Genomic DNA, 20,131 nt, shown 5'->3' on the forward strand with positions numbered 1-20,131 from the left:
CGGTGCGCACGTGCTGTCGCGGCCCACCGTAGCCCCTGCGACGCAGGTTGAACCCGGTATTTGCCAGGTGTCCATGCCAGCTAACTTCTGGTCGGACGACCTGCGTTTTCGGAGGCTCTAAGCGGGATCGCTGGAGTAGTTCCCCTGGTCCGCGCGGTGTGTCGTAACCGCGTGGCGGCCGGTGTCCTGTTTACTCGTCGGCGACGTACCAGCGAACGAGTGAAAGGTAAGGACATATGGCTCTGCCCACCATGACCCCCGAACAACGCTCCGAGGCGCTGGCCAAGGCCGCCGCGGTGCGCAAGGCGCGCTCCGAGTTGATCGCGCAGGTCAAGAAGGGGTCGGTCAGCCTGGCCGAGGTCCTCAAGCGTGCCGACAAGGAGGACCTGGTCAAGAAGACGAAGGTGGCCGCGGTCATCAAGGCCCTGCCGGGCATCGGCCCGGTCAAGGCCGCCAAGCTGATGGACGAGGCGGAGATCCCCGCCGATCGTCGCATCGGCGGACTCGGCTCGCGCCAGCGCGCCGCACTGCTGGAGGCGTTGAACGCCTGATGCCAGGAGGTCGCCGCCGGCCGGAATCCGGCCCGGCGGCAACCACTCCCGGCCTCGCACAGGTTCGACAAACCCGCAGGAAACAGGCCGATTTGGTCCACACGGTCTGATCCGATAACCTTGCTGAGCACCACCGGTCCGGGTGGCGGAATGGCAGACGCGCTAGCTTGAGGTGCTAGTGCCCGTATTAGGGCGTGGGGGTTCAAGTCCCCCTCCGGACACCACAGAGCGAGGGTTCCTTTCAACGAAAGGAACCCTCGCTTTCGTTTCAACCCCTCTCGCCGCGATCTTCGCGCTGGCTCTGGTGGGTCGGTGCGCCGAGGCGGAATCGTGGGCGGGTGGGTGCCAGGGGTGCACTCGGGCCGGTTCGATGGGTGCGGAGTGCGGCGCCGAGTGCACGGGCTGTCGTCTCGGAATCGTGCTGTGGAGTCCAGCCCAGTTCCGTTCGGGCTTTGGCGGTGTCGAGCAATGCCACTCGGTCGGCCAGGGTCAGCCAGCCGGGGTGCAGCGGTTGGGCGCCGATTCGCCAGCTTGCCAGCGCCGCAGCCGTCAGCACACGGCGTGGCATCGGGAGCCGGAAGCCGCCGAAGAGGTGTGCGAGCTGATCGGCGGTGAGCACCGGGTCGGCGGCGAGGTTGAAGGCGCCGGCGGCTCGCTGTGTGAGGGCCGCTCGCACTGCCGCGGCGACGTCGTCCGCGTGCACGACCTGTAAGCGCAGGCCCTTCCAGGCTGGAATCGGCAGGATCGCGCGGCCGATGAGGGAGCGCGGGAACCACGGCGGCAGTGCCCAATTCGCAAGTTCCGCTGCCGCATCCGGCTGGAGCACGCCGCCGGGGCGCAAACGGACGATCCTCGTCGATGGATGTACTTGCTGAAATCGATCGAGCTGGGATTCCAGCACTGCCTTGTCGCGGCTGTAAGCGCTGGCCGGCACGCCGTGCAGGGGCCACGTCTCGGAGACGGTGTCCCAGCGGGCGGCCGGTGTGTAGGCGGCTGCGGACGAGACGCAGATCAGTTGCGGGACTGCGGTATCGGCTGCCGCGGCCAGGACATTGGCGCTGCCGGTCCGGTTGGTCCGCTGTCGGGGCGGGTCCGTCGATCGCGGATGGATGGCCCAGGCCAGGTGCACCACGGTGGTGGCGCCGGCGAATTCCGTGCGCAGGGTGCGGAGGGCATCGGGCGAGCCGATATCGCAACGGATCCAGCGCACACGGTCATAGGGGTGCACGGGTGGCGGTTCGCGCCGGGCGATACCGATCAGATCCATGTCGTCGGTGCTCAGCGCCCGCAGGAGCGCGGTGCCTATGTTGCCGGTAGCGCCGGTGATGACAACCTTCATTTCTCCCTGTCCCGCTTCATCGGGTGTTGACCGGTGTCCAGCCGCGGGTTCCGCCGACGTGTTCGAGCAGACCGAGGCGGGTGAACTCGTCGAGCCAGCCGCGCATCGGCCAGCGGCCCCAGCGGCTGAAGAAGATGCGGGCGTTGGTCAGGATGTCGGAGAGGTGTTCTGTGGGTGGGTTCGAGACGGGATGGTGCTGATGATAGGAATGCGCACCGCCGATCCACCGGATGTCGATGCCGGCTTGCGCTGCGCGGTAGGCGAAGTCGGTGTCCTCCGCGCCGTAGCCGCGGTATCGGGTGTCGAATCCGCCTGTCCTGCACCAGGTTCGGGCGGTCACGGCGAAGGATAGGGACCAGAACAGGTTGGGGTCGGCCCCGGTCAGTACCTGGTCGTCAGCGGGTGCGGGGCGAGCCGGGTGCGGGTCGCGGAGCCGGGGCAGCGCGCGGAGGTCGTATCCGGGATCCGGGGGTGGCGGCAGGTAGGTGACCGGCCCGCACAGCAGCGTGTCGGCGTCGGGGTCGCCGGCGCATACCTCGTGGTATCGGGCGATGGTCCGGTGGTCCGGCATGCAGTCCACGTCCAGGAAGATCAGCAGCTCGGCATGGTGCCGCAGGGCGGTGCGGGCGCCGAGATTGCGGGCGGCGGCCAGGGGGAGCGGTGCGCGGGCCGGCATCGATATGCCGCGGGCGGGCCCATCGCGGACGGTGTCGAGCACGTCGGGGTCGTTCATGGCTACGACGATGTAGTCGTCGGGGCTGCGATCGCTCAGTGTCACGGCCTCGATCTGGTTGCGCAGGTGGCTGATTCGCTGCGCCGCGATGGTGATGAGTGCGGTTCTCATGACGCGAGGGCGGTGCGGCGGACGGCGTCGATGATGGCGGCGGACCGTTCGGCCGCGCCCTCCGTCTCCCACGCTCGCCAGCGCCGGGCGTCGAGCATCGCCGTGCGCGCGAGCAGGCCGGGCCATTCGGCCGGGGTGGGCCAGGTGCGGGAAACCGTTGCCAGACCGGCGGTTTCGAGGGTGTGCGCGGTGGCGTGTTGTTCGCCGAACGGGCGCGGTGCCGGGATGACCAGCGCCGGGCGCGCGGCGGCCGCGATATCCGCGATGGTGCCCTGTCCGGCGCGGGCGACGACGAGGTCGGCCGCGCACAGCTGGGGCCACAGATCGTCTACCCAGTGGGCCGAATCGGCTGTGCGCCAGCGATAGTGCGGATGATCGCGCGCGGCCGCCTCGACGGCGGAGGTGTCGAAGGCGTCACCGCCCGAGCCGGAGATGATCATGACGGTGGGCCGGTGCGCGCGGGGACGGGCCACGGGCGAGAACGCGGGAGCGGCGAAACGCGTGATCCCGCCGACGTAATGGGTCTTGTGCTCGTGCCGCCGCAGCCATGCGGGCCGGTAGAGCTCGCGCGGCCAGGCCGCGATCAGCGCGTCGGACAGCTCGTGCACCAGGTGATGGGGCGGGTCGGTGCGGGTGCCGGGCAGGACCATCGTGATCACGGGAACGCCGTGCAACCGGGCCAGCAGAGCGACTTCGACGGATACATCGGTGACCAGGGCCTCGGGTCGCACGGCGGCGATCCACCCGGCGATGGCGGCCATGCGAGCCCGGAGTCCCGGATCGTGCCGCGGCACCCAGTGCAAGGTGCCCGAGGCGGTGACATCCCGCGGATCCGAAGCACCGTCGTCGGACGGCAGCCGCAGCACGCGGTGGAACGGTCCCGTCGCATCCGGCAGAGAGGTCAACGCCGTGACCGGTGCGTCGAGCTGTTCGCACACCGCGCGCGCCCGCATCAGATGTCCGTGGCCTTGGTGGTGGATGTAGTAGCCGATCATGCCAGCGCCACCCCGCCCGCAGCCGCCGCCGATCCCGCGAGGGCGAGGTAGCGGCGCACATAGGCGTCGGTCGTGCGGCGGTGACCGCAGGCGTGCACGGCCCGCCGGCGTACCTGCGGTCGGGGCAGGCGAACGGTTTCCGCGACCGCCGCGGCCATCGCGGCCGTATCGCCGGGTGCGACGAGCCGCCCGCAACTGGCGTCGATGAGCTCCGGAATGCCGCCGCGCGCGAAGGCGAGCACCGGGGTGCCGCAGGCCAGCGCCTCGGCCACCACCAGCCCGTACGGTTCGTCCCATACCGGCGTGACCAGGGCGGCGGCGCACGAACCGAGCAGTGCCGCAAGCGGTCCGGACTCCAGGTGACCGTGATAGAGCGCTCGTGCACCTAGTCTCGGTGCGATCTGCTCACGGAAATAGCGGACGTCCCCGATCGGCCCGGCCAGGTGCAGGCGCCGCCCGGCCAGCCGCGCGGCCTCGATCGCCAGATGCGTGCCCTTCTCCGGGACGATGCGACCCGACCAGATCAGATCGGTCCCGCCGGATCCCGGCGGCCAAGCGTTCAGGTCGATGCCGTTGCTGATGATGTCCACGTCCGGCAGCACATGCCGCCACGAATCCGCGGTGTGCCGGCTGACGGCGACGAATCGCGAACCGGCGCCGCCGGTTACGGTGACCGCCGATTCGAGCCACGGCGTCGGCGGCGTATGCAGTGTGGTCAGCATCGGCACCGTCAGCGAGGGAGCCATGGCGACGGGCAGATAGTGCAGGCTGTGATTGTGGATCACGTCGAACCGGCGGCCGTCGTCGGCGGCGAGTTCCATCATCAGGTCGAGGTAGGCGTGGTGATCGGCCAGGAAGGGCTCCGGCGGCATGGAGACGTCACCGGCGGCGGCCGCGCTGACCCGGATCGTCTGCACCGGAAGCGATTCCGCGCCCAGACCCGGATCGCTCCCCGGGGCCGCGAACAGCGTGACCCGGTGCCCGTCGTGGTGCAGGGCGCGGGTCAGATGCCAGAGGTGCGATTCGAGACCGCCCGCGAACGGCTGCACGATCGGATACCGGTTCGAGGCCACCACCGCGATGCGCAAACCGGGACGCGCTCGCGCGCTCACCGCAGCAGGCTTTCGTACAGGCGCCGGTGCGCGACCGCGATCGACTCGCGTTCGGCCCGGCGCTCCGGCCAGTTCGCGCGCGGCGCGGGCGCACGATAGGTCTCGATGATCGCCCGCCGCAGCGAGCCGGGATCGAACCGCCGCTCGTCGAATCCGTAGACGGCGCAGCGCCGTTGCTGATGGTAGAAGCCGCAATCGGGCGCGACGACAGCGGTGCCCAGGTCGTGGCACGCCTCGAGCCAGCCGGAATGGGTGCCGAACCGGTACGGCAGCACCGAGACGGTCAGTGACGAAAGGTATTGCCACAGTTCCGCGTCGGTGAAGTACGGGTGCACGCTGACCCGCACGCCGGGCCGTTCGCCCAGCGCCCGCAGGGCGTCGCCGGTCTCCGGGTCGTACCAGTGGTTACCCGGTTCGAACAGTTCGTCGTGGACGTCGATGCGCAATTCACCGCCGGGCAGGGCCGGAACCGTTTCGCACAGGGTCTCGAGCACCGGCAGCGGATCCATGTTCGCGCGCAAGCTCTTCACGTGCACGCCCACCACGAACCGGCGCTCGCGCGGGCGGGCCGCGCGCATCAGTTCCGGTGTGACCACGTGCGGGTGCGCCAGGACCTGGGCGGCGCGTTCCCATCGTCGCGCGATGGTTGCGGCGGCGCCCGGGGTGAGGGTGATCAAAGCGTCGGCCGCGGGAATCAGCGTGTCGAGCAGGCGATCGTGGGACGCCGGATCGGGTTGATGCGGATTGCGCAGGTCGTGGACGGTGTACACCAGCGGCTTCCGGTAGGCGCGCAGCAGCTCGATGATCTCGCCGAGCGTGCGGGGCGGTACGGCGTCGAACCCGAAATGGATGTGGAAGAGGTCGAATTCAGCATGGTGCTCGCGAATCCAGCCGGGTTCGAGCATGACCGGCGGCCACCAGCCGCCGGGTACCTTACGGCCGTCGGCGGGCGCCGGATCGGCCAGGCGGATCACCGTGTCGCGGCCGTGCACCGGTGACAGATGGCGCACGTACACATGGGACGCCGGTACCGATGCCACGCGGATCAGGCCCGGTGATGCGAGCAGCGCCATCTCGTTCCCTCCGTTCGCGCAAGACCACCGAACCCGATCTCGATCTTGCTTGGAGCTACCCGAGCGGACGCGCAGCAAACTGCGGGAGCTCGCAGTGATGTGGAGGATCTCTCGTAATGGCGAGGAAGGTCCTACGCGTTGCCGCGCAGGCCCCGGATCGCTGCCTCGACCCGGCGCAGGTCCCGGACGAAATCCGCGTAGGCCGCGGTGCGGTCGGGGGCGCGCAGGACCGCGGACGGGTGCACCGTGGCGATCACCGAAAACCGTTCGGCCGTATGGGTTTCGCCGCGTTCGGCGGTGATCTTGAAGGTGGGGCCGAGCACGGCGTGTGCGGCGACCGCGCCCAGGCAGACCACCAATTGTGGCCGGACGGCGTCGATTTCGGCGTCGAACCAGGGTGAGCAGGCCACGATCTCGGTGCGGCCGGGCTGTTTGTGGATTCGCCGTTTGCCGCGTTCTTCGAATTTGAAGTGTTTGACCACGTTGGTCAAGTACAGGCGGTCGCGATCGATACCGGCCTCGGCCAGGGCGCGGTCGAGTAGCCGGCCGGCGGGGCCGACGAAGGGGTGGCCGTCGATATCCTCGTGGTCACCGGGCTGTTCACCGACCATGACCACGTCGGCGGAGGCGGGGCCTTCGCCGAAGACGGTTTGGGTCGCGTGGCGGTAGAGGTCGCAGCCGTGGCAGGCGCGGGCGGCCGCGCGCAGGTCGGCGATATCCGCGCCGGTTGGGACGTACTCCGCCGCGCCGGGTGCCCGCACAGGCGTCTCCTTCGCCGCTCGACGTTGGTGGTCACCGGCGATCTACCCGCTATGCGCGGCGGTATTCGATGATTCCGGACTCCGGCGTGCCATCGAATGCGACGGCACGCGGGCCTTCCGCTACCACCAGTAGGTCACGACCTCCCAGCTTTGCAGCGTGCCGGGGGTGTCGCAGTGCGCCCACGACTGCTGCGGGCCCCACACGACCGGGCCGCGCCGTTCGTACGTGGCCCAGCTGCTGCCGAACCAGCCCCACCAGTAGCGGCATTGGATCTTGACCTGGTGCTGCCGGCCGAACCAGTTGCACGTCGAATACGCCGAGGTGTTGTTCACGGGGTAGGCATTGCATTCCGTTTGCCATGGGTCCTGCCACGGGTCCGCTGCCGCGGGCGCGGCGCCCATCAGTGCCGCCGAGCCGAGCAGCGTGGCTGCCGACAGGCTGATCAGCGTCTTCTTGCCGAGCGATCTCATCACGACCTCCATCAGCGTGGGGTTCGATACCCCGACCCTGATAGGCCCACGCGAAATTCGAGCTTCGGCGGACCGTCGCACGTGCCACGGACCGCCCTTACGTGACTTACGTCACAAACCGGCCGTTGTGCGTTACAGGGGCGCGGCGGGTTGTCCGGGGTGGCCTCACGCCACAGGGGGATGCCGTGCCGTACCGCGGTACTACAACGGACGAGAATCCGGTCGATAGCTTCGAATCGTCAATCCCCGCAGCGGATTACGAGTGGCGGGGAGTATCGCTGATTCAGCTCTCAGGAAAGATCCCATGACGACATCTGCCTTGGTTCCCGAGCCGTCTCCGACGTCCTCTCGACGCGGCGCCGACGGCGATTACGCTCGACTGCTGCGCCGGGTCTCCGCAGCGGGGCTGATGGAGCGGCGGCCACGCTATTACGCGATTCGGCTGAGCCTGGTCGGGTTCGCCTTCATCGGCGGGTGGGCGGCATTCGTGCTGGTCGGCGACTCGTGGTGGACGCTCGCGGTGGCCGCGTTCCTGGCGGTGGCATTCGCTCAGGTCGCGCTCGTCATGCACGACGTGGCGCATCGGCAGGTGTTTCGGACGCGGCGGCCCACGGAGATCGCGGGGCGGGTGGTCGGGAACGCGGGGATCGGGTTGGGGTACGGCTGGTGGCAGGACAAGCACACGCGGCATCACGCCAATCCCAATCACGAGGAACTCGATCCGGATGTGGCGCCGGACATTCTGGTCTGGTCGCAACGCCAGGCCCGGGGTAGCCGGGGGTTGGCTCGAATCATCGGGCGGGCGCAGGCTTTTCTGTTCTTTCCGTTGCTGTTGCTGGAGGGGCTCAATCTGCATGTCGCCGGTGTCCGGGCGCTGCGGCGGCGGTCGCTGAAGCATCGCGGGCTGGAGGGCGGGTTGCTGCTGGTTCATGCGATCGCGTATCTGGCGGCGCTCGCGGTGGTGCTGCCGGCGGACAAAGCGGTCGCGTTCTTCGTGGTGCATCAGGCACTGTTCGGGCTGTACATGGGCTGCATCTTCGCCCCGAACCACAAAGGCATGCCGACACTGACCGGGAACGAGCGCCCCGACTATCTGCGCCGGCAGGTCCTGACCTCGCGCAATGTGCGCGGCGGGACGTTCACCGATATCGCTCTCGGTGGGCTCAACTATCAGATCGAGCATCACCTGTTCCCGAGCATGCCCACCCCGAACCTGCGCCGGGCCCAGCCGATCGTCCGCGCCTATTGCGCCGAGATCGGCGTCGCCTACCACGAGACCGGGCTGATCTCCTCCTACCGCGAGGCGCTGAAACACCTGCACGAAGTGGGTGCACCGCTCCGCGCCGCCGACCGCTGACCACCGGCGCCGCGCGGCGATCACCACTTATTTGCTGGCGATACGCTGTGGTCATGGAACCGCCCGAGGTCAGCCTCGAAAACACCGACGCCGTGTACGACTATTACCGCGATCATCGACAGAATCTGGTGAAAGCGAAAGCCGCGTACTGGTTGCTCGGGCGTCGATTCCAGCCGCGCGTGCACTACGCGGACGGTGCCCGGAAAGCCTTGCGGGACTTCATCTCCGCAGGCCGACCATTGATCATCTCGATCAACCACCTGTCGGAGAAGGACCCCTACACGGTGAGCGCGGCGGCCTGGCGCAGCCCATTGCGCCCCGTGATCGGGCACACCCGGGTGCTGGCCAAGCACGAAGTGTTCGCCGACCGGAAAATGCGGGGCACCCTGGACATGATGGGCGGCCTGCCGGTCTTCCGCAGCAAGGACCACGAAAGCGCCTCGGTCAACGCCGCGTCGGAACGCTTGATCGACACCTGCGCGGTTGTCTTGGCGCGCGGCGACAGCATCGCCCTGTTCCCCGAGGGCACCTGCAACTACCTCTACCACACCCGGGTGCTCGAACTGGGCGGCGGCATCGGCCACATCGTCTGTCGCGCACGCACACTCGGCGCGGATCCGGTGCTGGTCAGCCTCGGACTCAGCTACGGCCCCCGCCCGGATCCCGCCGCCGAACTGAGCAAAGCGGACGTCCGGTCGGCGAGCTTCTTCTTCGAGATGCCGATCGGCGAACTGCCGTCCCAGCCCGCCGACATCACGCGCCTGGCCCACACGCAACTGCAAGCCGCGCTCGACGGAGCGGTCGCCGCCTACTGAGCCCCTGGTAGCGGGGGTATCGCGAACCGATCACATATCTGCCATTGACTAATGGCACATTGGTCGGTGATGCTGTGGCGTATGACGAGAAGCGGGTCAATGGCGACCTCCTTACCCCGGGTCGCCACGGAAGTGCCGGACCGGGCATCGATGCGCACGCGGGTCGCCGCAACGGCATCGGTGCTGGGGTTGCGGCAGGTCAATGCGTTATTGCCGGATAATCGGCTGGGGATCGCGGCCGGGCGGGGCTTGATCGCCGGGATCATGGGGGCATTCGGGCCCACCCTGCCGGGGACGCGGGTAACCCAGGTCCGGGCCGGGGACGTGCGCGGGGAGTGGGTGCGCGCGGCCGGGGTCGAGCACAGCGAGCGCGCCATCTACTACATCCACGGCAGCGGGTACGTGGTGTGTTCGGCACGAACGCATCGCGGTCTGGCCTCGCGGCTGTCGAAGGCCACCGGCCTCGCGGTGTTCGTGGTCGACTACCGGCTCGCGCCCGAGCATCCCTTTCCGGCCGCGGCCGAGGACGCGGCGGCGGGATTCCAGTGGCTGCTCGCGCAGGGGTACCGCGCGGAAAACCTTGTCATCGGCGGGGATTCGGCAGGATGCCATCTCACGCTGGATCTGCTGTTGCAGCGCCACGCGGCGGGAGCGGCGCAACCCGCCGGGGCTTTCATGTTCTCACCGCTGCTGGATCCGACGCTGACGCTGGCCGAGAAGCGGGATCGGGTACTGCCCGATCCGATGGCGCCGGCGTGGGTGGGGCGCAGGCTCATCGCCAAATACACCGGCGAGGTTCCGGCCGATTCGCCGCGCTTGCGCCTGACCGTTCCGGCCGGCGCGCTGCTGCCGCCATTGTTCGTGCAGGCCAGCGCGGGGGAGATGCTGGCCGACGACGCCCGGCAGATCGATGCGATGGCCGCGGCCGCCGGAACGCCCTGCGAACTCGAACTGTGGCCGGGCCGGATCCACGTTTTCCAGGCACTGCCGCTGCTGGCGCCCGAGGCATCCGATGCGGTGCGGCGTGCCGCGAAGTTCGTGACTACCGCACTGACACAACAGGTTTCACTCACTACAGAAACGGCGGTCTGATCATGTGGCCGATCGGCGAAATCGCCCTGGCGCTGGGCGGACCGCGGCGCTCCCACCATGCGAAGGCGGTGGTCACCGGAGCCGGCAGCGGTATCGGCCGGGCGTTCGCGCTCGAGCTGGCCGCGCGGGGCGGGGAGGTGCTGTGTGCGGATATCGACAAGGAACGCGCCGATGAGACGGTGCGGCTGATCGAACGCGAGCACGGCCGTACCGCGCATTCCCTGTTCTGTGACGTGTCACGTCGTGAGGACGTGGAGAGCTTGGCCTTGCACGCGGAACTGGTGTTCGGCGGGCCGCCCACGTTGGTGATCAACAATGCCGGGGTCGGCATCGGCGGAAAACCGGTGGGCGACATCGGGTTGGACGATTGGCGGTGGGCGCTGGGCATCAATCTGTGGGGTGTGGTGCACGGGTGCGAGATCTTCGCGCCGCAGCTGCGGGCGGCCGGACGGGGCGGGATCATCAATGTCGCCTCGGCGGCCGGGTTCGCGGCCGCGCCGGGGATGGCCGCGTACAACGTATCCAAGGCGGGCGTGGTGTCGCTGTCGGAGACCATGGCCGCCGAATTGTCCGGCACCGGGGTCACGGTCACCGCACTGTGCCCGACCTTCGTCAAGACGAATGTGGTCGCCGACGGCCGCATCACCTCCGGATCCTCGCGCCTGGCGGGCGAACTCATGCGCCGGACCGGTTTCTCACCCGAGCGCGTCGCCGCCACCACGCTCGACGCCCACGACCGGGGTGCGCTGTATGTGCTGCCGCAGCTGGACGCCCAGCTCGTCTGGCAGCTGAAACGGCATTTCCCCGCCCTCTACACCCGCGCGCTCGGCGTGCTGAATCGTGTCCTGCCGCAGGACGATCCGGCCGGCGCGACCATCGAGAAGACAGGAGTCCGCTGATGTCGTTCGATTTCGACGCCATGCTGGCCAAGATCAAGTCCAAGCAGTGGGCGCTGGCCGATATCGACTGGGACGCACCGGGAGCCGAGCTCATCGAGCCGGAACTGCACGCCAAGCTCAAACCGTTCCTGGCCGATCTCATGTGGATCGAGAATGTGGGGGCGCGCGGGTTCGCGGCCATGGCCAAGAAGGCGCCGACCCCGGTCCTGGCCGAGATCTACCGGTACTTCCACGCCGAGGAACAGCGGCACGCCAATGCCGAACTGGCGCTCATGCGGCGCTGGGGGATGCTCGACGGCGATGAGATCCCGGCCCCGAACATCAATGTGAAGCTGGTCATCGACTTCCTGGACAAGCACGCCGACGGTATGTCGCTGTCGTTCCTGGGCACCGTCATTCCCATGCTCGAGGTGGCGCTGGACGGTGCGTTGATCAAGTTCATCACCGACGAGATCGAGGATCCGGTCGCGCAGGAGGTGTTCAAGCGGATCAACAATGACGAATCGCGGCATCTGGCCACCGATTACGCGGTCATGGAACTGCTCGGGCACGCCGGCGCCCGCAAACTCGCCATCGATCTGGTGGGCGGGTGGATCAAACCGTCGCTGCTGATCGGCGTGCTCAGCTATGTGCCGCTGCTGAACAAGATGCGCGACAATATCGTCGAGATGGGCGTGAACGAGGAGAAGCTGTACGCGGCGATGCTCCGGTTCAAGCAGGTGGGGGAGCGCACCCCGCTCGCCAATCGGGTGCCCATGTACCGGATCGTCAAGATGCACAGCAATTGGGTGATCAACCGGGACCATCCCTATCACCTGTTCGCCGATGCCATGGTGAAGCTGACCGCCCGCATTCCCGAGCGGCTGCTGCCCGCCGAACCGACCTGGTCGCAGGAACTCACCTACGAGCCGGTCGCATGAGCGCGGCGGTCAAGCCACTGGACGTGGCGATCATCGGGGCCGGGTTCGCGGGGATCGGGGCCGCTATTCGATTGCGGCAGAAGGGCGTCAGCGACTTCCTGATCTTCGAGCGCGGTGATCGGGTCGGCGGGACCTGGCGGGACAATACCTATCCCGGCGCGGCCTGCGATATTCCGTCGCGGCTCTACTCCTATAGTTTCGCGCCGAATCCGAACTGGTCGCACACCTACTCCGGCAGTGCGGAAATCCTCGGATATATCGATTCCATGGTCGAGGAGTTCGGTATCGGACCCTCGATCCGGTTCGGGCACACCGTCACCGGAGTGGAATTCGACGAGACCTCGGGATTGTGGAGCATCGGTTTCGCGGCCGGTCGGCGGAAGGTGAAGGCGCGCAGTATCGTGCTCGCCTCGGGGCCGCTGTCCAATGCCGGATTCCCGGATCTGCCCGGAATCGACAGCTACCAGGGGCACAAGATTCACAGTGCCCGCTGGGATCACGACTACGACTTCGCGGGTAAGAAGGTCGCCGTGGTCGGCACCGGAGCCAGTGCGGTGCAGATCATTCCGGAGCTGGTGGAGCGGGCCGCATCGGTGAAGGTGTTCCAGCGCACGCCCGGCTGGGTGCTGCCGCGACTGAACCGGCGCACCAATCCGGTCACCAAGCAGCTCTACCGGCAGGTGCCCGCCGCGCAGTCGCTGGCGCGCGAGGCCTGGTTCTGGGGGCACGAATCGGTGGCGCTCGGGGTGGTGTGGAATACGCCATTGACCCGGGTGGTGGAGCGGATATCACTGCTGCACTTGCGGAGTCAGGTGCGTGATCCGTGGCTGCGCCGTCAGCTCACCCCGGATTTCCGGGCCGGCTGCAAGCGGCTGCTGATGAGCAGCGACTACTACCCGGCGTTGCAGCGCGAGAACTGCAAACTCATCACCTGGCCCATCGCGGAATTGTCGCCGCACGGGATTCGCACCGCCGAGGGGATCGAGCACCGCTTCGACTGCATCGTGTTCGCGACCGGGTTCGAGGTGTCCAAACAGGGCACGCCGATTCCGGTGACGGGGCGCGGCGGCCGGGTGCTGGCTGATGAATGGCGGGGCGGCGCATACGCTTTCAAGAGCGTCACGGTGGCGGGCTATCCGAATCTGTTCCTGACCTTCGGGCCGAATTCCGGGCCGGGGCACAATTCGGCGCTGGTGTACATGGAGGCGCAGATCGACTATCTGACCGATGCGATCCGGCTCATTCTCGACCGGGATCTGCGCATGCTGGAACCGCGCCGCGATCGGCAGGACCGCTACAACGCCGGAATTCAGCGGCGGTTGTCGGCGACCACCTGGAATTCGGGTTGCCGCAGCTGGTATCTCACCGAGGACGGTTTCAATGCCACCATGTACCCGGGGTTCGGCACCCAGTACGCCCGGCAGCTCGCCGGGGTCGACCTGGCTGATTTCGAGCTGACTCCCCGGGATACTGTCGACACCAGGTAATCGGCGCAGCGGAAAGGGCGGGTGCGACACAGGTGGCGGACTACCGCATCGACGATCTCGCCCGTGCCGCCGGCACCACCGCCCGCAATGTGCGGGCCTATCAGGAACGCGGCCTGCTGCCCACGCCCGAGCGGCGCAGCGGCCGCGCCCTGATCTACGACGACACGCATCTGGCGCGGCTGCGCATCATCGACGCGTTGCTGCAGCGCGGGTTCACCATCGCGCACATCGGCGATTTCATCACCAGCTGGGAGACCGGCAAGGATCTGTCGGAAGTGCTGGGGCTGCAGCAGGCGGTCACCACCACCTGGGGCAAACCCGATGCGCCCATGGCGATTCCGCGGGAGCTGGTGAACACCTTCTTCGGCGACACCGACGAGCATCAGGTCGAGGCCGATCAGCTGAGCCGCCTGGAAAAGCTCGGGCTGATCCGCCTGGACGCCGAGACCGCCGAACTGACCCGGCCCGATCTGGTCGAGACGTTCGCCGCGCTCAGCGCCTACGGCATCACCCTGCCCGGCCTGATCGACCTCTACGAATCGGTCGCCGGACGGCTCGAGGACATCGCACGCCTGATGGTGACCGCCGCCAAGGATCACATAGTCGCCGAGCACGGCCCCGGCTGGCTCCCGGAAACCGATACCGAGATCGCCGAAACCACCAAGATGCTCAACCAGTTCCGCGATCTGGGCACCCGCGCCGTCCGCGACGGTCTCGACCAGGCCCTGGATCGGGTCCTGGAAGCCGAACTCGGCGCCTATCTCGAAACCGCCGCGCGCCGGCGCGCCCAGCCCGACTGATCAGCCCAGCGTGAACGTCGCCGCGCCGCTGACCTGTTCCAGCTCACGCTGGGACCCGTCGTCGTACAGCGTGACGATCTTCGCCTCCACCCGCCCGGCCCCCGGCCCCATCCCGAACCCGGTGATCACCCCATCGGGCGCCTGCTGCACCACGCCGCGCTCGTTCACCTGATTCGACTGCCCGCTGGCGAGCCCGGAATCGAGGTTCTTCCAGCGCACCGCGATCCGGTACGTACTGCAGAACTCCCCGTCCTGCACGATCCGCACCTTGACCCCGAACACCCCGGACTGCTGCTGCGGCACCACCGTGGCATTGATGATCGCGGCACAGCTGGGACCCGGGATACGGGTGACGGTGGTGGAGAAGATGGTGGCCTGATCACTCGGCACAGCGGTGGCGGGACCGGCGAAACCGGTCAGGATCGCCGCGGCCGAGGTGGCAACCACGCCGGCGCGAACGAGCATCGACTTGCGAACGTGACTCTGCGTTGCACTCATGCCCGATCTGTCGGCCCCACCCCCGCAGTCATTAGCAGACGCAAGCACCCCAGCTTTTGGGGGCACTCCCGCCGTTAACACCGGAAACACCCAGTGCGACAGTCGATCCCAGCATCCGGTCGCGGCGCGTCGAGTCAGCCGAGGACTGCGGTGAGGTCCAGGTGGGAGAGGCGGGACTGGTCGGAGAAGATGTCGATGGCGGTGATGCGGTCGGCGGCGACGGTGAAGCTCATGATGGAGAAGGGGTGGCCGTCGAGGGTGTTGACCAGGCCTGCGGTGCCGTTGACCAGGGCGGGGTGGGGGTGGGCGCGGGTGGCCATGCGCTGGAAGGTTTCGGCCAGGTTCGCGACGGCGAAGGCGCCGTGGACCAGTCGGAGGGTGCCGGAGTCGGCGCGCAGGACCACGTCGGGGTCGAGGAGGGTGAGGAGGGCTTCGAAGTCGCCTTCGCGGGCGGCGGCCAGGAAGGCGTCGACGATGCGGCGCTGGGCGTGGCGGTCGGGGGTGGGGGTAGGCAGGTCGCCGCGGATGCGGCGGCGGGCTCGGCTGGCGAGCTTCTTCGCGGTATGAGGGGTGCGGTCCATGATGGGGGCGATCTGGTCGTAGGGCATGGCGAACATGTCGTGCAGGACGAAGGCCAGGCGTTCGGCGGGGGTCAGCGATTCCAGGACGATCAGCAGGCCCAGGCCCATCGAATCGGCCAGCAGCGCTTCGTGTTCGGGGTCGGGGGTGGAGTCGCTGGTGATGATCGGGTCGGGGAGGTGAGCGGCTTCCAGGGGTTCCTCGTGGCGGGTCTTGCGTGAGCGCAGCATGTCCAGGCAGACGCGGCCGACGACGGTGGTGAGCCAGCCGCCCAGATTGTCGATCTCGGCGGAACCGGTGCGGGCCAGCCGGAGCCAGGCTTCCTGGACGGCGTCGTCGGCGTCGGTGAGCGAGCCGAGCATGCGGTGGGCGACCGCGCGCAGGTGTGGGCGGTGCTGTTCGAAACTGTCGGCCAGGGCGTCGGGCACGGTTCCTCCTCGAGAGATACGTCCGTATCGATGACGGATCGCGCCGGGGGAATGTGACAGCGGCGGTTGGATATCGGCCGGTACCTGGGCTTTCTCGGCAATCGGTCACCTTTTCGCGCCGCCGCCCGTCAGTGCGGCAGACGGATCGAGCGAAAGGAGTACCGACGGTGAACGCGATCGAGATACACGGCACCGTGGCCGACGGATTCGAGGATGTGCGAACCGAATTCGCCGCCGTGGTGGCCGCGGAGGACGGGGAATCGGGGGCGCAGCTGGCGGCGTATGTGCGTGGGCGGCCGGTGGTGGATCTGTGGGCGGGTGCGCACGTCACCGGGACGACGCTGACCGGATTGCATTCCTCGACCAAGGGTGCGGCGGGACTGGTGGTGGCGTTGCTGATTCAGGACGGCGTGCTCGAGGTCGATCGCCCGGTGGCGGAGTACTGGCCGCGGTTCGGTGCGGCGGGCAAGGGTCGCATCACCGTCCGCGAGGTGCTGACCCATCGCTGCGGTGTCATCAACGCCGATGGCGGGTTCACGGTGGCCGAGCTGGCTTCCGATCGCGTCATCGCCGAGCGGCTGGCGGATCAGCGGCCGTTTTTCGCACCGGGTACGTCGCAGGGGTACGGCGGGTTCGTGACCTACGCGATCGTGGGCGAGGTGGTGCGGGCCGTCACGGGCAGCAGCATTCAGGAGCTCTTCGAGCAGCGGATTCGCGCACCCTACGAATTGGACGTGTTTCTGGGGCTGCCGGAGGAACTGGACGACCGCTACCTGCCGATTCTGCCCTGGCGCGCCACCCCGGAAATGGAATCGGCATTCGAGGCGAATTCGCCCAACCCGTACGGCATTCCAGGAATCGCCTACAACCTCAATGCCCGCGGATTCACGCCCGCCGATGTCATGACCCTGCCCAACGACGCCCGATTGCGACGGCTCGGCCAGGCCTCGGCGGGCGGGGTCGGCAGTGCGCGCGGCCTGGCCGCCATGTACGCCGCCGCGATCTCCGGCCTCGGCGACCTGCCGCCCCTGCTGTCCCTGGACACCATCGCGCGGATCACCGAAATCCATTCCAGTGGAACAGATCTCGTACGCGGTGATAACGCCCCCTACGCCCTGGGCTTCGAAGCCAAGACCCTCATCCACCGATTCCTCGGCGCGCACGCCTTCGGCCACACCGGCTCCGCCGGATCGGACGGCTTCGGCGACCCGCACACCGGCCTCACCTACGGTTACACCCGCCGCCGTGCCGCCTTCGCCTTCACCGCCCCCGAAAACGCCCGGCTGGCAGCCGTTCTGCACAGGAGCCATCGCTGATGACCACGAATTCGCTACTCCGTTCCCGCATCCTGCGTTCGGCGCGCTGGCTGCCCGCGACCGCGGTGCTGGCCGAGACCGCCGTCGGTTCCTACTGGGACCTGGCCCGCATCACCTATGTCCGTGATGTTTTCGGCAAACTCGGCTATCCCATGTATTTCGCGACCATTCTCGGCGCGGCGAAAGTCGCGGCACTGGCCGCCATTCTGACCCCGGGCCATCCCCGCACCAAGGAGTGGGCCTACGCCGGACTGGTTTTCGTCTACGGCGGGGCGGCGGCCTCCCATATCGCCGTCGGCGACGGACCGGACAAATGGGGCGGCCCACTGGTTTTCGCGGCCTCCACCTTCGCCGCCCGCGCCGCCCTCCCCTGATTCCCGGTCCGGCCGGACGGCAGTAGGATCCGCGACTGCGTGAAACCGCCCTCCCCGAACCCGGGGAGGGCTCCGCGCTTTTGCCCTGCCGCGCCCGGGCGACGAACTAGTCTGTTGCGGACAAGCTGTTATCGGTCAAGGGCTCGAAGCGGTGATTGGATGGACGGAGATGTCCCACTGGATCAACCACATACGTCCCGGATCTACGATTACTTCCTCGGCGGCAAGGACAACTACGAGGCCGACCGGATCGCCGCGGAAGAGATCCTGAAGGCCTGGCCGGATATCCGGGTGGCCGCGCGGGTGAATCGCCAGTTCATGCATCGCAGCACCCGGTTTCTGGCCGAGGCCGGCATCCGGCAGTTCCTCGATATCGGGACCGGGATCCCGACCGAGCCGAACCTGCACCAGATCGCGCAGCAGAGCGCGCCGGACGCCCGGGTTGTCTATGTCGACAACGATCCGCTGGTGCTGGCGCATGCCCGCGCGCTGATGGCGGCCACTGCGCCGGAGACGGTGACCTATATCCAGGGCGATGTCACCGATCCGAATTCGATTCTGCGCGCACCGGAACTCGGTCGGCTACTGGATTTGAACCAACCGGTCGGCTTGAGCATGATCGCCCTACTGCATTTCGTCGAGGCCGATGTAAACAAGATCATTTCGACCTTCCTCGATACTCTCGCGCCGGGCTCGTATCTCGCGATCTGCATCATCACCGGCGATTTCGCACCCGAGCAGCTCGCCGCCGCGCAGGACGTCTACCGGGTGCGCCGGATGCCCGCGCAGATCCGCAAGCGCGACGAGGTGCTCAGCTGGTTCGAAGGGCTCGAACTGGTGGAACCGGGCGTGGTGCCGCCGCACCGGTGGCGGGTCGAACAGGCCGACGAGATTCCGGCGTCCTTCGACGCGAAGATCAATTGCTATTGCGGGGTCGGCCGTAAACCGTAATGCCGGGCGAGTCGGCGCAATACAATGCGATTGTCTTTCATCGCGTTTGTGCAGTAGTCGTATTTCGACTCCTCTCGAGAGGGGTGCCGGTCGAATGATCACCGCCAGAATCGCCGCCGTTTGCGCCGCCGCCGTCATCACCGCCGCGGCCGGGCTCGTCGCGGGCTCGGGCGCCGCCGAGGCCTACGGGCCGTGGTCGTGCGCGGCGGACAATTGGATGCAGCCCACCGCCGAACTGTTCGGCACCTGGAACACCGCCACCATCACCGATCCCGCCGATGCCCGGCTCAACGATCCGCTCACCCAGTTCGAGCTGGAGGTGAACCTGACCGCGGCCATGGAGCTGGGGCTCACGGTGGCTTCCGAAGCCATCGACGGCGTGTACTGGTCACAGGACTCACAGCAGATCACCTACGAGCCCGCGCGCCGCTTCGAGCTGGCCTGCACCGGGCGCGACAACCTCTGCTGGATCGCCGACGACCTGCGGGTGCGCTACAACCAGGAAGCGGTGCTGGGCATCGAGTTCCTGGCCGCCGACAACGAACGCGCCGACGGATTCCTGGTGCGGGTGCCCGGCGTCGACAAGACCCGCCTGCACGACGCGCTCCTGGCCGATCCGGCCGCGCGGGATCGACTAGGCGGCGGTTCGGTCACCGAGGACGGCGCCCTCATCCTGGTCGCCGATCGCGGCGATCTCGACACGGTGCGCGGGTTCGTCGAAGGGCTGGGCGCGCAATGGGATCCGGGGTCGGTTCGCTACGGCGACCGGCAAATGGTCACCGGCTACTGTGAGCCCGGAGTCTATTTCTGATCGCTACCGCCGGGATGCACGGAATCGGTACGGCTCGCCCGAATTGAGAAAGTTTCCGGGTTGCCGAATCGTTGGACGGAGAAGCACCGATACTGGTGAGTTCCTCTGCCGCGGAGTGCATCTCGACCGGTAGCGTTGACAGGGTGCTGGTCGAGGATGTCCAGCCATACGGGATGTGGTGCGCAGTGTGGGATTTCGAGGTGTCATCGGAATTGTCGATCGGCGAGTCGGTCTTGACCGAGTTGCAGGCGCGGGCCGTCGCGGACGGGGTGGCCTTGCGGGTGGGGCTGGTACTGGAGCAGAACGGGGCGATCCTGCTACTACAGCGGGACGAGTACCCGTCCACGCGCAGCCCGTTGAATCTGCCGGGAACCATCGTGCGCCCGGGCGAGCGGCTCTCCACCGCAGTCGCGCGGGCGCTGTATGAGGAGACCGCCCTGACCGTGGTCGATATCCAGCGGCATCTGGGCAGCTTCGACTACCTCGACAATGCCGGTAAACCGGTGCGACGCGAGCATTTCGCGGTCGGGGTGGCAGCGACCGGGCCGATCCGGCTGTCGAATTACTTCAGCTACCGATGGGTTCCGCTCGACGGCGAACTGCCGGTGACGCCGTCGATCCGGGCGATCCTGTCCGGCTATCGGAGCTGAGGGCGCGG

The 20,131-nt window shown here is 67.8% G+C and carries 22 protein-coding genes and 1 tRNA gene; 14 read left to right on the top strand and 9 right to left on the bottom strand.

From position 1 onward, the window contains the following. Positions 1 to 236: 236 nt before the first annotated feature. A complete protein-coding gene (gene mihF / locus LTV02_RS10885) occupies positions 237 to 551 on the top strand; it encodes an integration host factor, actinobacterial type (protein ID WP_067708976.1) in 315 nt (104 codons plus the stop codon). A 136-nt stretch (positions 552 to 687) separates the two neighbouring features. Beyond that, positions 688 to 775, top strand: a tRNA-Leu gene (locus tag LTV02_RS10890). A 44-nt stretch (positions 776 to 819) separates the two neighbouring features. On the opposite strand, the gene LTV02_RS10895 is transcribed toward LTV02_RS10890, so the two are convergent. The 7 genes from LTV02_RS10895 to LTV02_RS10925 form a co-directional block, all read right to left on the bottom strand. Then, positions 820 to 1,890, bottom strand: a complete 1,071-nt coding sequence (locus LTV02_RS10895; protein WP_233039877.1) for an NAD-dependent epimerase/dehydratase family protein — start codon at positions 1,888 to 1,890, stop codon at positions 820 to 822. A 16-nt stretch (positions 1,891 to 1,906) separates the two neighbouring features. After that, positions 1,907 to 2,734, bottom strand: coding sequence for a glycosyltransferase family 2 protein (locus LTV02_RS10900; protein ID WP_233039878.1), 828 nt, complete (start codon positions 2,732 to 2,734; stop codon positions 1,907 to 1,909). After that, positions 2,731 to 3,729: a glycosyltransferase gene (locus LTV02_RS10905; RefSeq protein ID WP_233039879.1), complete on the bottom strand. Its 999-nt coding sequence runs from the start codon at positions 3,727 to 3,729 to the stop codon at positions 2,731 to 2,733. The genes LTV02_RS10900 and LTV02_RS10905 overlap by 4 nt, the downstream gene beginning before the upstream one ends. Next, entirely contained in the window at positions 3,726 to 4,841 is a 1,116-nt protein-coding gene (locus LTV02_RS10910; protein ID WP_233039880.1) for a glycosyltransferase, read from the bottom strand. The genes LTV02_RS10905 and LTV02_RS10910 overlap by 4 nt, the downstream gene beginning before the upstream one ends. Then, positions 4,838 to 5,914 (bottom strand): glycosyltransferase family protein, encoded by a 1,077-nt coding sequence (locus tag LTV02_RS10915; protein WP_233039881.1) that lies wholly within the window; start codon positions 5,912 to 5,914, stop codon positions 4,838 to 4,840. Before LTV02_RS10915 ends, LTV02_RS10910 begins: the two co-directional genes overlap by 4 nt. A 131-nt stretch (positions 5,915 to 6,045) precedes the next feature. After that, positions 6,046 to 6,675, bottom strand: a complete 630-nt coding sequence (locus tag LTV02_RS10920) for a UdgX family uracil-DNA binding protein (protein ID WP_233039882.1) — start codon at positions 6,673 to 6,675, stop codon at positions 6,046 to 6,048. 120 nt (positions 6,676 to 6,795) lie between these two features. Then, positions 6,796 to 7,149 (bottom strand): hypothetical protein, encoded by a 354-nt coding sequence (locus LTV02_RS10925; protein ID WP_408639352.1) that lies wholly within the window; start codon positions 7,147 to 7,149, stop codon positions 6,796 to 6,798. Positions 7,150 to 7,450: 301 nt separating this feature from the next. Between LTV02_RS10925 and LTV02_RS10930 the strand changes: the two genes are divergently transcribed. The 7 genes from LTV02_RS10930 (at position 7,451) to LTV02_RS10960 (ending at position 14,516) form a co-directional block, all read left to right on the top strand. Further along, on the top strand, positions 7,451 to 8,503 hold the full coding sequence (locus LTV02_RS10930; protein ID WP_233039883.1) for a fatty acid desaturase family protein: 1,053 nt from the start codon (positions 7,451 to 7,453) through the stop codon (positions 8,501 to 8,503). A gap of 53 nt (positions 8,504 to 8,556) precedes the next feature. After that, positions 8,557 to 9,318, top strand: a complete 762-nt coding sequence (locus LTV02_RS10935; protein ID WP_233039884.1) for a lysophospholipid acyltransferase family protein — start codon at positions 8,557 to 8,559, stop codon at positions 9,316 to 9,318. Between the two features lie 99 nt (positions 9,319 to 9,417). Further along, complete coding sequence (locus LTV02_RS10940; RefSeq protein WP_233039885.1) at positions 9,418 to 10,410, top strand: alpha/beta hydrolase; 993 nt, start codon at positions 9,418 to 9,420, stop codon at positions 10,408 to 10,410. Between the two features lie 2 nt (positions 10,411 to 10,412). Beyond that, positions 10,413 to 11,309: an SDR family NAD(P)-dependent oxidoreductase gene (locus LTV02_RS10945; RefSeq protein WP_233039886.1), complete on the top strand. Its 897-nt coding sequence runs from the start codon at positions 10,413 to 10,415 to the stop codon at positions 11,307 to 11,309. Then, complete coding sequence (locus tag LTV02_RS10950; RefSeq protein WP_067708987.1) at positions 11,309 to 12,229, top strand: ferritin family protein; 921 nt, start codon at positions 11,309 to 11,311, stop codon at positions 12,227 to 12,229. The genes LTV02_RS10945 and LTV02_RS10950 overlap by 1 nt, the downstream gene beginning before the upstream one ends. Next, complete coding sequence (locus LTV02_RS10955; RefSeq protein ID WP_233039887.1) at positions 12,226 to 13,716, top strand: flavin-containing monooxygenase; 1,491 nt, start codon at positions 12,226 to 12,228, stop codon at positions 13,714 to 13,716. The genes LTV02_RS10950 and LTV02_RS10955 overlap by 4 nt, the downstream gene beginning before the upstream one ends. A gap of 32 nt (positions 13,717 to 13,748) precedes the next feature. Then, positions 13,749 to 14,516, top strand: coding sequence for a MerR family transcriptional regulator (locus LTV02_RS10960; protein WP_233039888.1), 768 nt, complete (start codon positions 13,749 to 13,751; stop codon positions 14,514 to 14,516). Here the strand turns inward: LTV02_RS10960 and LTV02_RS10965 are convergent, their stop codons facing one another. Both LTV02_RS10965 and LTV02_RS10970 read right to left on the bottom strand, forming a co-directional pair. Further along, positions 14,517 to 15,014 carry a hypothetical protein gene (locus LTV02_RS10965; protein ID WP_233039889.1) on the bottom strand — a complete coding sequence of 166 codons (498 nt, stop codon included), beginning with the start codon at positions 15,012 to 15,014 and terminating at the stop codon, positions 14,517 to 14,519. A gap of 134 nt (positions 15,015 to 15,148) precedes the next feature. Continuing rightward, entirely contained in the window at positions 15,149 to 16,021 is an 873-nt protein-coding gene (locus tag LTV02_RS10970) for a sigma-70 family RNA polymerase sigma factor (protein ID WP_233039890.1), read from the bottom strand. A gap of 167 nt (positions 16,022 to 16,188) precedes the next feature. On the opposite strand from LTV02_RS10970, the gene LTV02_RS10975 reads away from it, so the two are divergent. The 5 genes from LTV02_RS10975 to LTV02_RS10995 all read left to right on the top strand — a co-directional run bounded on the left by LTV02_RS10975 (position 16,189) and on the right by LTV02_RS10995 (position 20,123). After that, positions 16,189 to 17,337 (top strand): serine hydrolase domain-containing protein, encoded by a 1,149-nt coding sequence (locus LTV02_RS10975; RefSeq protein WP_233039891.1) that lies wholly within the window; start codon positions 16,189 to 16,191, stop codon positions 17,335 to 17,337. After that, positions 17,337 to 17,711: a DoxX family protein gene (locus LTV02_RS10980; protein WP_233039892.1), complete on the top strand. Its 375-nt coding sequence runs from the start codon at positions 17,337 to 17,339 to the stop codon at positions 17,709 to 17,711. The genes LTV02_RS10975 and LTV02_RS10980 overlap by 1 nt, the downstream gene beginning before the upstream one ends. 159 nt (positions 17,712 to 17,870) lie before the next feature. Next, the gene (locus tag LTV02_RS10985) at positions 17,871 to 18,662 is read left to right on the top strand and encodes an SAM-dependent methyltransferase (protein WP_233039893.1); all 792 of its coding nucleotides are present in this window, start codon (positions 17,871 to 17,873) and stop codon (positions 18,660 to 18,662) included. Between the two features lie 94 nt (positions 18,663 to 18,756). After that, positions 18,757 to 19,473: a hypothetical protein gene (locus LTV02_RS10990; RefSeq protein ID WP_233039894.1), complete on the top strand. Its 717-nt coding sequence runs from the start codon at positions 18,757 to 18,759 to the stop codon at positions 19,471 to 19,473. A gap of 200 nt (positions 19,474 to 19,673) precedes the next feature. After that, on the top strand, positions 19,674 to 20,123 hold the full coding sequence (locus LTV02_RS10995) for an NUDIX hydrolase (protein ID WP_233039895.1): 450 nt from the start codon (positions 19,674 to 19,676) through the stop codon (positions 20,121 to 20,123). Positions 20,124 to 20,131 lie beyond the last annotated feature (8 nt).

The organism is Nocardia yamanashiensis (assembly GCF_021183565.1).
In the GTDB taxonomy this organism is placed as follows: domain Bacteria; phylum Actinomycetota; class Actinomycetes; order Mycobacteriales; family Mycobacteriaceae; genus Nocardia; species Nocardia yamanashiensis.

Coding starts and splice junctions, on each gene's coding strand:
- LTV02_RS10985 (WP_233039893.1), top strand. CDS start 17,871: ATGGACGGAGATGTCCCACTGGATCAACCACATACGTCCCGGATCTAC.
- LTV02_RS10990 (WP_233039894.1), top strand. CDS start 18,757: ATGATCACCGCCAGAATCGCCGCCGTTTGCGCCGCCGCCGTCATCACC.
- LTV02_RS10900 (WP_233039878.1), bottom strand. CDS start 2,734: ATGAGAACCGCACTCATCACCATCGCGGCGCAGCGAATCAGCCACCTG.
- LTV02_RS10905 (WP_233039879.1), bottom strand. CDS start 3,729: ATGATCGGCTACTACATCCACCACCAAGGCCACGGACATCTGATGCGG.
- mihF (WP_067708976.1), top strand. CDS start 237: ATGGCTCTGCCCACCATGACCCCCGAACAACGCTCCGAGGCGCTGGCC.
- LTV02_RS10915 (WP_233039881.1), bottom strand. CDS start 5,914: ATGGCGCTGCTCGCATCACCGGGCCTGATCCGCGTGGCATCGGTACCG.
- LTV02_RS10930 (WP_233039883.1), top strand. CDS start 7,451: ATGACGACATCTGCCTTGGTTCCCGAGCCGTCTCCGACGTCCTCTCGA.
- LTV02_RS10965 (WP_233039889.1), bottom strand. CDS start 15,014: ATGAGTGCAACGCAGAGTCACGTTCGCAAGTCGATGCTCGTTCGCGCC.
- LTV02_RS10955 (WP_233039887.1), top strand. CDS start 12,226: ATGAGCGCGGCGGTCAAGCCACTGGACGTGGCGATCATCGGGGCCGGG.
- LTV02_RS10940 (WP_233039885.1), top strand. CDS start 9,418: ATGGCGACCTCCTTACCCCGGGTCGCCACGGAAGTGCCGGACCGGGCA.
- LTV02_RS10945 (WP_233039886.1), top strand. CDS start 10,413: ATGTGGCCGATCGGCGAAATCGCCCTGGCGCTGGGCGGACCGCGGCGC.
- LTV02_RS10950 (WP_067708987.1), top strand. CDS start 11,309: ATGTCGTTCGATTTCGACGCCATGCTGGCCAAGATCAAGTCCAAGCAG.
- LTV02_RS10935 (WP_233039884.1), top strand. CDS start 8,557: ATGGAACCGCCCGAGGTCAGCCTCGAAAACACCGACGCCGTGTACGAC.
- LTV02_RS10980 (WP_233039892.1), top strand. CDS start 17,337: ATGACCACGAATTCGCTACTCCGTTCCCGCATCCTGCGTTCGGCGCGC.
- LTV02_RS10895 (WP_233039877.1), bottom strand. CDS start 1,890: ATGAAGGTTGTCATCACCGGCGCTACCGGCAACATAGGCACCGCGCTC.